General features: G+C 70.0%; 15 protein-coding genes. 6 read left to right on the top strand and 9 right to left on the bottom strand.

Features of this window, described 5'->3' with window-relative positions:
• Positions 1-83 precede the first annotated feature (83 nt).
• The gene (gene mgrA, locus IE207_RS07420; protein WP_190183211.1) at positions 84-1,121 is read left to right on the top strand and encodes an L-glyceraldehyde 3-phosphate reductase; all 1,038 of its coding nucleotides are present in this window, start codon (positions 84-86) and stop codon (positions 1,119-1,121) included.
• 168 nt (positions 1,122-1,289) lie between these two features.
• Here the strand turns inward: mgrA and IE207_RS07415 are convergent, their stop codons facing one another.
• On the bottom strand, positions 1,290-2,117 hold the full coding sequence (locus IE207_RS07415; RefSeq protein ID WP_190183210.1) for a prepilin peptidase: 828 nt from the start codon (positions 2,115-2,117) through the stop codon (positions 1,290-1,292).
• Between the two features lie 86 nt (positions 2,118-2,203).
• On the opposite strand from IE207_RS07415, the gene IE207_RS07410 reads away from it, so the two are divergent.
• From IE207_RS07410 to IE207_RS07400, 3 genes are all read left to right on the top strand, one after another.
• Entirely contained in the window at positions 2,204-2,617 is a 414-nt protein-coding gene (locus IE207_RS07410; RefSeq protein ID WP_190183209.1) for a DUF192 domain-containing protein, read from the top strand.
• Between the two features lie 176 nt (positions 2,618-2,793).
• Positions 2,794-3,411 carry an SMI1/KNR4 family protein gene (locus IE207_RS07405; RefSeq protein WP_190183208.1) on the top strand — a complete coding sequence of 206 codons (618 nt, stop codon included), beginning with the start codon at positions 2,794-2,796 and terminating at the stop codon, positions 3,409-3,411.
• 324 nt (positions 3,412-3,735) lie between these two features.
• On the top strand, positions 3,736-5,019 hold the full coding sequence (locus IE207_RS07400) for an extracellular solute-binding protein (RefSeq protein WP_444544995.1): 1,284 nt from the start codon (positions 3,736-3,738) through the stop codon (positions 5,017-5,019).
• 156 nt (positions 5,020-5,175) lie between these two features.
• Here the strand turns inward: IE207_RS07400 and IE207_RS07395 are convergent, their stop codons facing one another.
• Positions 5,176-5,802, bottom strand: a complete 627-nt coding sequence (locus tag IE207_RS07395) for a hypothetical protein (RefSeq protein ID WP_190183207.1) — start codon at positions 5,800-5,802, stop codon at positions 5,176-5,178.
• 175 nt (positions 5,803-5,977) lie between these two features.
• Between IE207_RS07395 and IE207_RS07390 the strand changes: the two genes are divergently transcribed.
• Complete coding sequence (locus IE207_RS07390; protein WP_190183206.1) at positions 5,978-7,114, top strand: serine hydrolase domain-containing protein; 1,137 nt, start codon at positions 5,978-5,980, stop codon at positions 7,112-7,114.
• Between the two features lie 27 nt (positions 7,115-7,141).
• On the opposite strand, the gene IE207_RS07385 is transcribed toward IE207_RS07390, so the two are convergent.
• Both IE207_RS07385 and IE207_RS07380 read right to left on the bottom strand, forming a co-directional pair.
• Complete coding sequence (locus IE207_RS07385) at positions 7,142-7,957, bottom strand: polysaccharide deacetylase family protein (RefSeq protein ID WP_190183205.1); 816 nt, start codon at positions 7,955-7,957, stop codon at positions 7,142-7,144.
• 219 nt (positions 7,958-8,176) lie between these two features.
• Positions 8,177-9,760, bottom strand: a complete 1,584-nt coding sequence (locus tag IE207_RS07380; RefSeq protein WP_229873440.1) for an MDR family MFS transporter — start codon at positions 9,758-9,760, stop codon at positions 8,177-8,179.
• Between the two features lie 122 nt (positions 9,761-9,882).
• On the opposite strand from IE207_RS07380, the gene IE207_RS07375 reads away from it, so the two are divergent.
• Positions 9,883-10,467, top strand: a complete 585-nt coding sequence (locus tag IE207_RS07375; protein ID WP_190183204.1) for a TetR/AcrR family transcriptional regulator — start codon at positions 9,883-9,885, stop codon at positions 10,465-10,467.
• On the opposite strand, the gene IE207_RS07370 is transcribed toward IE207_RS07375, so the two are convergent.
• From IE207_RS07370 to IE207_RS07350, 5 genes are all read right to left on the bottom strand, one after another.
• Entirely contained in the window at positions 10,436-11,266 is an 831-nt protein-coding gene (locus tag IE207_RS07370; RefSeq protein ID WP_190183203.1) for an alpha/beta fold hydrolase, read from the bottom strand. The genes IE207_RS07375 and IE207_RS07370 overlap by 32 nt on opposite strands.
• Before the next feature lie 133 nt (positions 11,267-11,399).
• Entirely contained in the window at positions 11,400-12,038 is a 639-nt protein-coding gene (locus tag IE207_RS07365) for an OmpA family protein (protein ID WP_190183202.1), read from the bottom strand.
• A 4-nt stretch (positions 12,039-12,042) separates the two neighbouring features.
• On the bottom strand, positions 12,043-12,624 hold the full coding sequence (locus IE207_RS07360; protein ID WP_190183201.1) for a hypothetical protein: 582 nt from the start codon (positions 12,622-12,624) through the stop codon (positions 12,043-12,045).
• A gap of 32 nt (positions 12,625-12,656) precedes the next feature.
• Entirely contained in the window at positions 12,657-13,307 is a 651-nt protein-coding gene (locus tag IE207_RS07355; RefSeq protein WP_190183200.1) for a pilus assembly protein TadG-related protein, read from the bottom strand.
• Entirely contained in the window at positions 13,307-13,558 is a 252-nt protein-coding gene (locus tag IE207_RS07350) for a hypothetical protein (RefSeq protein WP_373304674.1), read from the bottom strand. The genes IE207_RS07355 and IE207_RS07350 overlap by 1 nt, the downstream gene beginning before the upstream one ends.
• Between the last annotated feature and the right edge of the window lie 10 nt (positions 13,559-13,568).

Here is a 13,568-nt window from a genome sequence, read left to right as displayed (position 1 = left end):
CTACCCCCGAGCCGCCACATTACTGCGCGCCGGGATCGGGTACCCAACTCGGCCGGTCACAGCTCCGTGATAGGGAGGACAACGTGACTGATACCAATCCCTATCGGGCAGAGCCCTCGCGCTACGACTCCATGGAGTACCGCCGCACCGGCCGCAGCGGCCTCAAGCTCCCCGCCGTCTCCCTCGGCCTGTGGCACAACTTCGGCGACGACAAGGCGCTGGCGACGCAGCGTGCCATCCTGCGCCGGGCCTTCGACCTCGGCGTCACCCACTTCGACCTCGCCAACAACTACGGTCCGCCGCCGGGTTCGGCCGAGCTGAACTTCGGCAAGGTCTTCGCGCAGGACTTCGCGTCCCACCGCGAGGAACTGGTGCTCTCCACCAAGGCCGGCTACCTGATGCACGAAGGCCCGTACGGCGAATGGGGCAGCCGCAAGTACCTGCTCGGCTCGCTCGACGCCTCGCTGGGGCGGATGGGCGTCGACTACGTCGACATCTTCTACTCGCACCGCTTCGACCCCGAGACCCCGCTCGAGGAGACCATGGGCGCCCTCGCGTCCGCGGTGCAGCAGGGCAAGGCGCTCTACGTCGGCGTCTCCTCGTACACGGCCGAGCAGACGGCCGAGGCGGCGCGGATCCTCGTGGAGATGGGAGTACGCCCCCTCATCCACCAGCCCTCGTACTCCCTGATCAACCGCTGGACGGAGGAGGACGGGCTGCTGGACGTCCTGGAGGAGGCGGGCATGGGATGCATCTCCTTCGCGCCGCTCGCGCAGGGGCTGCTGACGGGCAAGTACCTCAAGGACATCCCCGAGGGCTCGCGGGCCACCCAGGGCAAGTCGCTGGACCCGGGCCTGCTCTCGGACGACGTGGTGCGGCGGCTGAACGGCCTGAACGAGATCGCCGGGCGGCGCGGGCAGTCGCTGGCGCAGCTGGCGCTGAAATGGGTGCTCCGGGACAGCCGGATGACCTCGGCGCTGATCGGCGCGTCGAGCGTGGCTCAGCTGGAGGAGAACGTGGCCGCGCTGGCAGGTCCGCCGCTGACCGCGCAGGAACTGGAGGAGATCGACTCCTACGCCGTCTCGACCCCGGGGACGAACATCTGGGCCCAGCGGGGCTGACGGGCTCTCTCGCCCCCGCGGTACTGACCTGCGCCTTTGCGTCGGTGCTCGCGGGGGCGGGGGAAAACAAAAAACGGGCCGGTCCGTGGGGGGGATACGGACCGGCCCGAGGGGGGGGTTCCACCATAACCCTTCGTAAAGCGTCCTGCGTGCATCGGCGCGAAACGATTACGCTCCGAATCCGCCCAGCAGCACTCCGGTGAGTGCGCCGGCCGCCATGAAGGGGCCGAACGGGATGGCCGCCTTGAGCCCCCCGCGGCCGCGCAGCACAAGGGCGAGGCCGTACGAGGCGCCGTAGAGGAAGCCCAGGAACGTTCCGGCGATCCATACCCCCCACCCGTACCACCCAAGAGCGACCCCGAGCGAGAGCGCCAGCTTGACGTCGCCGAAGCCCATCCCGGCGGGGTTGATCAGGAACAGCACGAGGTACGAGGCTCCGAGCGCCGCCCCGCCGAGCAGGGCGAGCCGCCACGATCCGGCGGCGCGGGGCAGGAGGGCCGCGCCGCCGAGCAGTGCGGCGGTGAGCGCGGCGAGCGGCAGGGTCAGCGGGTCGGGCAGCCGGTGCACGGCGAGGTCGACCAGGGCGAGCAGGACCAGTGCGGGTGCGAGCGCCACGAAGGCGGCCACCTCGGGGCGGGGGCCGCCGGCGGCGGCGAGGGCGGCGCAGACCGCGCCGCTCAGCGCGGCGGTGCGGATGGAGGAGGGCCCGTACGGATGCGGCCGCGCGGGTGACGGCCTGCCGCCCGGGGGCGTTCGCGCGGGGTCTTGCGGGCCTTCCGGGTCTTCCGGGCCTCCGGTGCCTTCCGGGCCTCCGGTGCCTTCCGGGCCTCCCGGGCAGCGGGCGAGGCCGAGCCAGCCGGGCAGCGGGTGGCCCTCGGGGCAGCGGTCGCGCCAGGGCCGGTCCGGCTCCACCGACAGCCGGTAGGCGGCGCGGGGCAAGAGCAGCCCGCCGGTCACGCCGTAGACGGCGGCGAGGATGATCACGACCAGGCCCATCAGCCGACCGTAGGCCCCGCCGGGCCACGGGGGCATGGGCCCCAGGGCCCATGGGGCGGGGCGCATCGGCGCCTACCCTGGCGGGCATGGCGATCAGGCGGCACTGGACGGACGGCGGAGCCACCCTCAGGGTCTGCGGACCGCCGCGAGCCGGGGAGCCGGGGACGGCGGGGTCTTTCGTGGAGGTCCCGCTGGAGATCGCGGCCTCCTACCGGGCCCGCACCCGCGGCCTGCTCGGCCGGGAGACGATCACCGGGGCCCTGCTGCTCACTCCGGCGGCAAGCGTCCACACCTTCCGGATGCGCTTCGCCATCGACGTGGCCCACCTCGACCGGAACCTCACCGTCATCGCCGTGACCACGATGCCCCCCGGCCGCCTCGGCCTGCCCCGCCCGCGCTCGCGCCACGTCCTGGAGGCCGCGGCCGGCGCCATGGCGGACTGGAACCTGCGCCCCGGAACCCGCGTGGAAGTACGGGCCGCCGAGCGGGACGACCGCTAGTGCTGTGACCAGAAAGGTCCACCAGGTCGCGACGCCCGGCAGACCTTCCCGGCCACAGCACCGGGCCCGTCGTCGAAGTCCCGCGTGGTCCACCGCTGGTTTGACGGCCGGACCTAGGCGAGGAGACGCCCCGGGGGTAGGTTGGGGCGGTTGAGCTGGGGTGGCAGGGGAGCGGCATGACGGAGAACGTTGCGGTCAAGGCGCTGGAGCAGATCATGCCCGCGACGCACGGCGCCGACGAGGACATCGACTGGCCCGCCGCGGAGGCGGTCTGGGGGACCCGGTTCCCGTCCGATTTCATCGCGTTCATGGGCCGTTTCGGCTCCGGCTCCATCAACGGCGAAGCCGGCATCCTGCTGCCGCTCCCGAAGCCGGGACTCCAGTGGGCTCCCGCCGAGATGGCCGAGGAGACCGAGAACGCCCGGCAGGTGTGGGAGGCCGAGGGCGGCCGGGCCGCCTTGGACGTGGACCCCGGATCGATCATCGCCTGGGGCGTCACCGGCGGCTCCGACATCCTGTGCTGGCTGACCGACGACCCCGACCCGGACCGGTGGCCGGTGCTCGTCGTAGGGCGGCACACCGCGGACCCGTTCGCCCTCTACCCGTACGGCATGGCCGAATTCCTCTACCGGCTCTGCTCCGACGAGTTCGACGTCAGCCCCGTCAGCATCACCTTCTGGGACGGCGGGCACCTCAGCTTCGTGCACTGGCGCAAGGCCCAGCGCCGTTGGCAGGAGGGCCGCAACCCCGAGACGGGCGAGCCCGACCCGTACGCGGGCGACTTCGCCGACTGACCCGGCACCGACCGGCGCCCGCCCCGCGCCGACCCTGCCCCTGCCCCTGCCCCAGCCCTCGCCCCTGAGTGGCCATCAGCCCGATTCCCGGCCGGAAACGGGCTTTTCGGCATGTCTACGCGCGTCGGAATTGTCGATCAGATATCGGAAAACACCATAGGGAATAACGCCAGTTGGAGCATTACCCACAACTGCCACCCCAATGGGACCAACCGCCCCACCGTCAGGAGAGAATTCCGGCCAACGGGCCACGGACGGACACCTCGGCCCGGAGTAACTCATAAGTAACACCGGGAATCAGAAGAAACTCAGGGGAATCCACCCGTGCGACGAAGAATGTTCGGTCCCACCGCCGGTGCGGCCGTAATAGGCCTATTGATACCTCTCGCAGGCTGCGGCAGCTCCGACGGCGGCGCAGGTGACAGCGGTACGCTGCGCCTCGTCGCCGCGGAATACGGTGACACTTCGGCCACGAGTTCCAAGGCGTACTGGGACAAGGTCACGCAGAGCTTCACCGCCGCCAATCCCGGTATCAAAGTCGAGGTGCAGCTGCTGCCCTGGGCCGACATCGACCGCGAGGTCTCCCGCATGGTCAAGGCCGGCCATGCGCCGGACATGGCACTCATGGGCTCCTACTCGGACTTCGCGGCGCAGGGCAAGCTCTACAACGCCGACGAACTCCTCGCCATAACCGCCGAGGCGAACTTCCTCCAGCCCCTCGCCGAGGCCGGTTCGGTCGGCAACACCCTCTACGGCCTGCCCTTCGTGGCGAGCAGCCGACTCCTCTTCTACAACGAGGGCCTGTTCAAGCAGGCCGGCATCTCGGCCCCCAAGACGTGGAACGACCTCAAGGCCGACGCCAAGGCCCTCAGGGAAAAGGGCGTGAAGGTCCCCTACGCCCTGCCCCTGGGGCCGGAGGAGGCGCACGCGGAGGCGCTGATCTGGGAGCTGAGCAACGGCGGCGGCTACGCCGACAGCAGCGGCAACTACAGCCTCGCGTCGGACCAGAACATCCAGACCTTCAAGTGGGTCAAGGACAACCTGGTGACCCCCGGTCTGACCGGACCCGTCGCTCCGTCGCAGCTCAACCGCGCCGACGCCTTCGCCGCGTTCCTGCGCGGTGAGGTCGGCATGGTCAACGGCTACCCGTCGCTCGCCTACGAGGCGCGTGCCAAGGGCATCAGCGTCGCCGCCGTGCCCATGCCGGTCTCGGACACGCTCGGGACGGGCGAGATCCCGCCCACCGTCGGCGTGGCGGACTGGATGATGGCGTTCAAGCAGAACGGCAAGGGCCCGGAGATCGGCAAGTTCCTGGACTTCGTCTACCAGGACAAGAACCTCTCGGACTTCGCCAACCGCTACCACCTGCTGCCCGCGACCGTCACCGCCTCCCGCACCCCGGCCGGCGGCGGCCTCGACAAGAACGACGAGCAGTTCCTGACCGCGCTGCGCGGTGCCCAGCTCTACCCGGTCAACGACCCGTCCTGGGTGTCGGTCAGCGACACCATCAAGCGCAACATCGGCCGTGCGGTGGAACCGACGGGTGACGCGAAGAGCGTCCTGGAGGACATCGCCGCCAAGGCGAACGCGGCCCGCAAGAAGCACTGAGCCGGGCGACCGGATCTCCACCGCGCGCCGCGCCCACCCCGTGCGGCATCATGGCTTCCACGGCCCTTGATCCAAGGCCGCGGCCCAGCCGCCCTGCAACCACCCACAAGGTGGGCGGGCGGCCGGCCTTTCGAACTCTCCCCGCCCGCAGGCGCTCTACTTGATGTGCCCGTTCTCGTCCGAGAACGCCGTACGGTACTGCTCGCAGCCGGAGTCCCAGGGCAGCGTGCCGTGGAGCGTCCCGTAGCCGGAGCGGGTGACCGACCACTCCACCGTGTACCGACCGGTGTCGCAGGCGATCCGCTTTCCTCCCGCGACCTTCGTCCTGCCCGTGGCGGGCCGGCCGGACAGCTCCTGGTCCACCTCCGCCACCTTGGCGCGGTCGGCGGTCAGCAGCACGGCGTGCACGACGATCGGGTGCTTGCCGTCCTTCGTCGTCACGGCCTTCTTGACGAGCTGGGAGTCGGCGACGGACCACGCGAACTCGTACGAGGGCATCCAGGCCAGCGTCTTGGGGTCGGGAACGTCCCGCTCCCACTGCTGGCCGCCCTTGGATTCGGTCCGGGTGACCGTCTTGTACTGGATGTTCGGGTAGAGGCGGAACTGGGCCTCCACCTTGTGCATGTCGTCCTTCGTCCACATCGACTTCATCGCCTTCTCGCCCCCTGCCGGGTCCTGGAGGTAGGTGCCCTGGGCCGCGGTGGCGGCGGACTGGCCGAGGGCCGGGGCGATGGCCGCCACGGCGGCGGCGAGGGCGAGGGCGGTGGTGCGGGTGCGGTTCATGCCGGGCCCAACGCGGGCTCGTGGCGGGCCGGAACGACGCCGCGGGCGCGTTCACCCGTAAGGGAGCCGGCACCCGCCGCGGAGGTGACATATCCCGGCGAGCCCAGGAATACCACCTGATCAACGCCGGTTGCGCCGTGCGTTCGATGCTGAGACGAAGCAACAGGGGGATTCCATGGGCGTGAAGGTGACCGGCACCGTGGCGGCGGGCTGGGAGACGGTACGGGCCGAGTTCGAGGCGGTGGTGGCGGCGCAGCCGCACTCGCCGGAGGCCCAACTGGCCGTACGTCACCACGGGCGCACGGTGGTGGACCTGTGGGCGGGCGAGGACACCGACGGCGAGACGCTGTCCGGCGTCTTCTCGATCACCAAGGGCGCGGCGCACCTGGTGGTGGCGTTGCTCGTCCAGGACGGTGTGCTGGAGCCGGACCGGCCGGTCGTCTCGTACTGGCCCGAGTTCACGGGCCACGGCAAGGAGCGGCTGACCGTACGGGACCTGCTCGCGCACCGGTCGGGCCTGATCAACACGCCGGAGGGGTTCACGATCGAGGAGCTGGCCGACGACGCGTTCATCGCGGCGCGGCTGGCGTCCGCCGAGCCGTACTGGGAGCCGGGGACGGCGTACGGGTACCACGCGTTCGTCATCGGCGCGTTGACCGGTGAGGTGGTACGGCGGGCCACGGGCCGGTCGATCCGGGAGATCTACGAGGAGCGGGTGCGCGCGCCGTACGGGCTGGACCTGTACATGGGTCTGCCGTCAGAGGCGCAGGAGCGCTGGAAGCCGGTCCTGGAGGCCCTGCCGACGCCCGCCCAGCTGGAGATCCAGGCGGCGGCCGGCCCGATGCCCGAACTGTTGCCCGTGGCGTTCAACTGGCACACCGATCCGCCGATGGACCTCGTCGCGTACGCCAACCACCCCCTGGTGAAGGCGCAGGGTCCGGCGTCGGCGGGCGGGGTCGGCACGGCGGCCGGCATCGCGGGCATGTACGCGGCGGCGATCGGCGAGGTCGACGGCCGGCCCGCGCTGCTGAAGCCGGAGACGGTGGCGGAGTTCGCGAAGCTGCACACCCCGGGCCTGGACCGGGTGGTCTCGGAGCCGGACCACTTCGGGTTGGGCTTCGAACGGCAGCCGGCGGTGGGGCCCGAGGCCTTCGGCCACTGCGGGGCGGCGGGGGCGAACGGCTTCGCGGACCCGGTCACCGGCATCGCGTACGGGTACACGCGCCGGCGCTTCGGCTTCCCGGGCGGCCCGGCCCCGGAGAACCTCCCCCTGACGGCGGCGGTACTGAAGGTGGCCCGGGCGTCCTCCTGACGGCGGGGGCGCGGGCCGGGGCACGGGTCAGGGCGCGGTGCGGACCGGGAAGCCGGTCGGCCGGCCCTGGCCGGCGAGCCGGTCGAGCACCTGGTCGAGGGCCTGGACGGTCTGGGAGCGGTTGCCCCCGCCGTCGTGGAAGAGCAGGGTCGGCCCGTTCTTCATCTCCCGCTCGACGGTGGCGACGATCGCCGCGACGCCCGGCTTGGCGAAGTCCTTGCTGTCGACGTTCCAGCCGAGCGGGCGCATGCCGTTCTCGGCGGCGAGGCGACGGCTCTGCGGGGTGAAGGCGCCGCCGGGAGCCCGGTAGTACGCGACCTCGGCCGCGCCGCCCGCCGCCCGCTCTATCTGCCGCTTCGCGGCCAGGATCTGCTCCTGCTGGTAGGCGGTGGGCTTCTTGTCCATCGCCGTGTCGTGCGAGGTGGTGTGGTCACAGAGCCGGTGGCCCGCCGCGACGACCTGCTCGACGAGGTCGGGCCGGGCCTCGGCCTGCGGCCCGACCATGCAGAAGGTGGCCTTCACGTCGTGCCGCTTGAGCACGTCGAGGACCTGCGGGGTCCAGCGGGGGTCGGGCCCGTCGTCAATGGTGATGTTGACGGCCCGCGCTCCGCCTTCGGAGGCGTGGGCTATGCCCTCGGGTATGCGCCGGGACGTGTCGTGGGGAGCGGTGGCCCCTGGCGCGGCGGAGGGTCCCCCACCCGCCCGGGGGCTGTCCTGGGCCGGTCCGGTGAGGGTCGTCGCTCCCCACACCGTCGCCGCGGCGGCCGCCGCCACTGCCGCTGTCGCGATGGCCGGCCGGGCCGTCGTCGTTCCCCGTCGCCGTCCGCCTGCCGTGAACTTCATGAGCCGTTTCAACTCCCCGCATCGCGTCCGCTTTGTGTGATCCGTCCATAGATCATGACGTCCGCCGCCGGTGAGGAGTTCCGCCCGAAAGGGCGTCAAGTGCCGTGTCCGGAGTTTTCGTCGGTGATCGTCCTTGCGGTGGCGGGGAGTCGGACGCGCAAAAAAAGCCCGGCCCGGGGGATCGGCGGATCCCCGGGGCCGGGCCTTCATGAGGCACGATCAGTGGGCGAGGGACTCCTGCGGAGCCTGGGCGGGCTTGCCGCCCTCACCGGCGCCGGCCGGGGCCGGACCCGCGCCCCGCAGCGGGACCTCCTTGACGAACCAGGCCGCCAGGAAGCCCAGTACGGCGATGGCCGCGCCCAGCAGGAAGGCCGAGTGCGTACCGGCGGCGACCGCGTGCTGGTAGGCGTCGCGGATCGCCGCGGGCAGCTTGGCCAGGCTCGCCGCGTCGAGCTGCGCCGAGCCCGCCTTGGCGGCGGCGGCCGGCCCGAGCCGGTCGGTCATGGTGTCGGTGACCTGCGAGGTGAACAGCGAACCCATCAGGGCCACGCCGAAGGAACCGCCGAGCGTACGGAAGAGGGTGGCGGAGGACGAGGCGACGCCCATGTCCTTCATGTCCACGCTGTTCTGCGCGACCAGCATCGTGATCTGCATCAGGAAGCCGAGGCCGGCGCCGAGCACCGCCATGTACAGGCCGGACACCAGTCGGGTGGTTCCGGTGTCCATCGTCGCGAGCAGGAAGAGCCCGACGACCATGAGCGCGCCGCCCGCGATCGGGAAGACCTTGTACTTTCCGGTGCTGGTGGTGACCCGGCCCGCGATCAGCGAGACGACCATCATGGAGAGCAGCATCGGCAGGAGCAGCAGGCCCGAGTTGGTCGCGGAGGCGCCCTGCACGGCCTGCTGGAAGAGCGGCAGGTAGAGCACGCCGCCGAACATCGCGAAGCCGACGAGGAAGCCGATCACCGACATGAGGGTGAAGTTGCGGCTGCGGAAGATGTGCAGCGGCATGACCGGCTCGGCGGCCTTGGTCTCGACGTAGAGGAACGCGGCGATCGCCAGGACGCCGACGACGATCAGGCCGATGATCTCACCGGAACCCCAGGCGTACTCGGTCCCACCCCAGGTGGTGACCAGCACGGTGGAGGTGATCGCGAGGGTCAGCAGGGCCGCACCCAGGTAGTCGATCTTGCCTTGCGCCTTCTTCTTGGGAAGGTGCAGGACCGCGCTCACCATCGCCAGCGCCACGGCGCCGAGCGGGAGGTTGATGTAGAAGGACCAGCGCCAGCCCATGTGGTCGGTGATGGTGCCGCCGACCAGCGGTCCGCCGATCATGGCGAGGGCCATGACACCGGCCATCATGCCCTGGTACTTGCCGCGCTCGCGGGGCGGGATCAGGTCGCCGATGATCGCCATGACGCCGACCATCAGACCGCCGGCGCCGAGGCCCTGGATCGCGCGGAAACCGATCAGCTGGCCCATGTCCTGCGCCATGCCGCTCAGGGCGGAACCGATCAGGAAGATCACGATGGAGGTGAGGAACGAGCCCTTGCGGCCGTACATGTCGCCGACCTTGCCCCAGATGGGCGTGGAGGCCGCGGTGGCCAGCGTGTACGCGGTGACCACCCAGGACAGGTGCTCCAGCCCGCCGAGCTCACCTACGATCGTCGGCATCGCCGTACCGATGATCATGTTGTCGAGCATGGCGAGCAGCATCGCGATCATGAGGGCCATGAGCACGACGCGGACACTGCGGGGCTTCACCTCCCCGGCGTTCTCCATGTTTTTCGTCATCTCCACCATGTCGTCCACTCCCCTGGCACTTTCCGTACCCGGCCACTTACTTGCCGCCCGGCTAGTTCACTACACTGGTGAAGGTAGACGCGTCACTAGCCGGGCGTCAAGTAAGTTCTTTGGGGAGAGTCATGTCCAGCAACAGTCCGCACCAGCGGCGCGGGAACACGCGCCAGCGCATCCAGGACGTCGCGCTGGAGCTCTTCGCCGAGCAGGGATACGAGAAGACGTCGCTGCGCGAGATCGCGGAGCGGCTGGACGTCACGAAGGCGGCGCTGTACTACCACTTCAAGACCAAGGAAGACATCATCATCAGCGTCTTCCAGGACCTGACCCAGCCCATCGACGACCTGATCGAGTGGGCCGAGGGCGAGCCGCGCACGCTGGAGACCAAGCGGGAGGTGCTGCGCCGCTACAGCGAGGCGATGGCGGCGGGAACCTCGCTCTACCGGTTCATGCAGGAGAACCAGGCGACGGTGCGGGAGCTCAGCATCGGCGACACCATGAAGAAGCGGCTCTTCGCCCTGGTGGAACTCCTCAGGGCGCCGGACGCACCGCTGGCCGACCAAGTGCGCTGCATCAGCGCGCTGTTCACCCTGCACGCCGGAATGATGTTCCTCCAGCACGTGGAAGGCGACCCCGAGGAGACCCGTAAAGCGGCCCTGGAAGTCGCGACGGACCTCATCACCCGGGCCCACCACCAGCAGCAGCCGTAGTCGCACGCAGGAACCCGGTGAGGGTGTCGACGTAGGCGTCCGGGTGCGTGAGGTGGGGGACATGGCCTGCGCCCTCCAGGGTGACGACCCGCGCCCGGCGCAGCGCCTTGGCGAGCTTGGCGGTGATCCCCGGGAACCAGGGCATGCCCTCGCCGCCCAGGGTCAGCAGCACCGGGCCGGTGTAGGTGGCGGCGAGGCGCGGGAGGTCGACCATCGCCCACGACGGGTCCGACTGCTCGTCGAGGAAGGTCGGGGCGTTGGCGACGAACGTCTCACGGATCGGCTCCGGCACCCTCTCCCACTCCCCGGGCCCCGAGACCACCTCTTCCACGAAGCGCCGGGCCGCGGCGGCGCGGTCGCCCGCGCGGATGTCCGCGAAGACGGCGTCCAGGCGCAGACGGGCGGCCTCCGCTTCCTGATCGCCCTCGACGAGGCCCAGCAGCGGGGGCTCGTGGGCGGCGAGGGTGCGGAACAGGTCGGGCCGGCGGGCGGCGAGGCCGAGGGCGGTGGACCCGCCGAAGGAACTGCCCGCGACGTGGGCCGGGGCGAGGTCCAGGGTCTCGATGAGCGCCGCGAGGTCGTCCTCGTCCTGCGTGCGGGTGCCGGGGCCGGGGGGACGCTCGCTGCGACTGTGGCCACGGCGGTCGTAGACCACCACCCGGTACGACTCGGCCAGGCGGGGGACGACCAGGCGCCAGGTGTGGTGGTCGGCCCAGGACCCGTGGACCAGCACGAGGGGATCGCCCTCGCCCGTGACCTCGTAGAAGAGTTCCACGCCGTTCACCCGAGCCCGTGGCATGCCGAGTCTCCTCCTCCGCCGGTAGGAACGGGACACATACCTCGGGCGGCGCCGCCTCACACGCGCCGTTAGCCCGGGTGGCGGCGGGCGCGCGGGGGCGGGAGCGGGGGCGGGGGCGGGATGACCGGGCGGCCTACCTCTCGCTGCCGCGGGGGAAGGTGACCTCGACCCGGCGGTTCTTCTTACGGCCCTCTTCGGTGCCGTTGTCGGCGATCGGGTAGTCCTCGCTGTAACCCCGGACGTCGAAGATGACCCCGGGACTGGTCACGGTCTTGGCGAGCTCCGCCTGCACGGCGTCGGCGCGCTGCTTGGAGAGTTCCTTGCCGTGCTCGTAGCTGCCCTGGTCGTCGGTGAACCCGAAGACCCGCACGCGGGTCGCCTTCTGCTGGTTGATCTCCTGCGCGATGGCCTGGATCCGGGCGGCCGCCTGGGCGTTGAAGACGGCGCTGTCCTCGGGGAAGAGCACCTCGGCTTGCAGCGCCATCATGACGGTCTGGTTCGTCTCCTGCCGCCGCTGCTCCCCGCCGAGGTCTTCGACGACCTCGGCGATGTCGAGCACCTTGACGGGGGCGAGGGTCCCGCCCTGCGGGATCTTGAGCCCGGGCGCGTTGGAGTCGATGGCCACGGGCGCGGCGGCGGAGGGCTCGGTCCCCGGCGGCACGGAGGGCTTGATGTCGTCGGCGTACGCGACGGTCGCCCCGAGGATGTGGACACCGGCGATGACGAGGCCGGCGACGGCGGTCGCGGCGGAGACGCGGTGGCGTGTGGTCATGGGGTCACCCGGAGATTTTGACGGTGGCCGTGGCGAAGGTGGGGAGGTTGAAGTCCACGTCGGTCGTCGATGCTGGCGGAGACGGGAACTGAACGAAGAATGGCATGGATTCGCCAGGTCCGATGCGGGTGATCCCGACGGTGCACAAGCACCTGCCGTCAGTGTCACGCAGGCCGTAGTACCTCTTTTTGCCGGGCTTGTCGGTCAGAGTCGCCCCAGCCACGGATGCAGCGCTGGCGCTCTTCTCATCACCGCGCCACGCAGCTGTCTCTACGAACGCCTCAGTTCCGCCGTTTCTGATCTGCCCACTCACGGTAAGGAAACCCCCTTGATCACGGCTTGCCGAATTGATCGTGAGCGTGAGTTCGGCCGGGCCCTTCAAGGTCGCGATGATGGGCGCGGGGGTGTCACTCTGAGTCGGATTGGCAGCAGGCGTCTGCGATCCGGCCTTGTGAGACTGGACGTTAGACGGCTTGGCATCATCCTTGGCGCTGCCGCCCCCGCCGCATCCAGCCAGCGCAAGAGTGAGGGCCGCCGCCACTGCAATTGCTCCGCCCCGCGCTTTCGCCATGTGCCGCATGCTCATATATGTGCCGCTTTCCTGTCTCTCGCTCGCGATCACTTGACCAACCGGACCGTAAAGAGGCTTTTTGCCAGCTTGTTCAAGGAACCCGGACTGCGTGGGTCGACTTCCAAGGTCCTTCCGCCCTTGCAGACGAACCTGACGGGCTCTGGACCCGACGGCCCTTCTCCCCCAGGAGTGGGCGTCGGCGACGGGGTGATGGACGGGCTCGGACTAGGCAGCGGAACATCCACAAGATGACAGTGCGGCTCGATGACGGCGGTCGCGGTCGCCGTCCCGTGCATGCGCTCCGTGCCAGGAATCACGGACTTTCCGACGGTGCGCACCGTCTCCACCGTCACAGTGAACCGAGGCGGGTCGGGTTCACACTGAGCTGTTGCATCATTCAAGGCCGCGAAACGGAGACCGGTTGCACAAGCGTCGCCGATCCCGAACCGCGACCCAGATAGGACGGACTCCCAAGCCTCGGGAGTCAAACCTGTCAGGTCTAGTCCCGTGAAGACATCGTTTCGTGCTGCACCTGCAGCCGCCAAAGCCCCGGAGTCGGCTGCCCCCTGCGCATCGCTGCGTGTAACCCCCGCCTGCCCGATCACGAAGAACGCCAAGGCGGAGAAAAGCAGACCCGCCACCACTACGACATAGAGGGGGAAGGCCTGCCCTTGGTCGCTTCGAAGTGCGGCAATCATCAACTGCCACCGGCCTTGATGCTCTCCACCGCCCTGGCAATCTTGTTCGTGATCGCGGTGCCGATGCCCGTGCCAATGATTGCCCCGATGATCACTACGACCACCAGGATGATCCCCAGGTACTCGAAGGCCGTTTGGCCGCGGTCCAGGCCCGCGTAGCGCTTGCGGAGCCTCGTCACGGCAGTGTCCGTCCACCCACTTACCCGGATCTTCGTCTGAACGGTGGCCTTCAGCAGGGTGTTGTGTGACATGGGGGTTTCC

The sequence above is a fragment of the Streptomyces cirratus genome (assembly GCF_014650775.1).
Lineage (GTDB): Bacteria > Actinomycetota > Actinomycetes > Streptomycetales > Streptomycetaceae > Streptomyces > Streptomyces cirratus.
The sequence above is the reverse complement of the archived record's forward strand: the minus strand, read 5'-3'. Positions and strand labels throughout refer to the sequence as shown.